General features: G+C 68.2%; 1 protein-coding gene. It reads left to right on the forward strand.

What is annotated here, in order from left to right:
• The coding region (locus VQ02_RS34355) for an AEC family transporter (RefSeq protein ID WP_048448767.1) at positions 1-669 on the forward strand (669 nt) is incomplete at both ends.

Here is a 669-nt window from a genome sequence, read left to right on the forward strand (position 1 = left end):
CTACTGGGTCGCGTATTTCGGCGGCGCGGCGATCTCGTGGTTCGTCGGCACGCTGATTGCCCGGCGGCGCGCCGGGATCGAGCGGCGCGGCGCGATCCTCCACGGATTCGCGGCGAGCCAGTCGAACACCATCTTCATCGGCGTCCCGATGATCCTCCAGGCCTACGGCGACGAGGGCGCCTTCCCGCTCTTCATGCTGCTCGCCGTCCACCTGCCGCTGATGATGGGCTGCGCCACCTTCCTCATCGAATCGGACGGGCAGAAATCGGTGTTCCAGCGGGTGAAGGGGCTCGGCCTCGTCCTCTTCCGCAACCCGATCTTCCTGTCGCTAATGATCGGTCTCGGCCTGAAAAGCTTCGGCCTCGCGCCCGCCGGGATGGTCAAGTCGCTGCTGGACGCGCTGGCCGGCACCGCCTCCACCTGCGCGCTGATCGCGCTCGGCGCCGGCCTCGTGCGCTACCGGGTGCTGCACGACCTGCCGGGCGCCATGGTGGTGACAAGCCTGAAACTCGTCCTGCATCCCCTGGCGGTCTGGGTCCTGGCCTTCCACGTCTTCACCATGCCGCCGGCCTATGCCGGGGTCGCCACCCTGTTCGCGGCGATGCCCGTCGGCATCAACTCCTATCTGCTCGCCGTCCGCTACAAGGCCGAGACCGGGCTGATCGCTGC

It is taken from the genome of Methylobacterium variabile (assembly GCF_001043975.1).
In the GTDB taxonomy this organism is placed as follows: domain Bacteria; phylum Pseudomonadota; class Alphaproteobacteria; order Rhizobiales; family Beijerinckiaceae; genus Methylobacterium; species Methylobacterium variabile.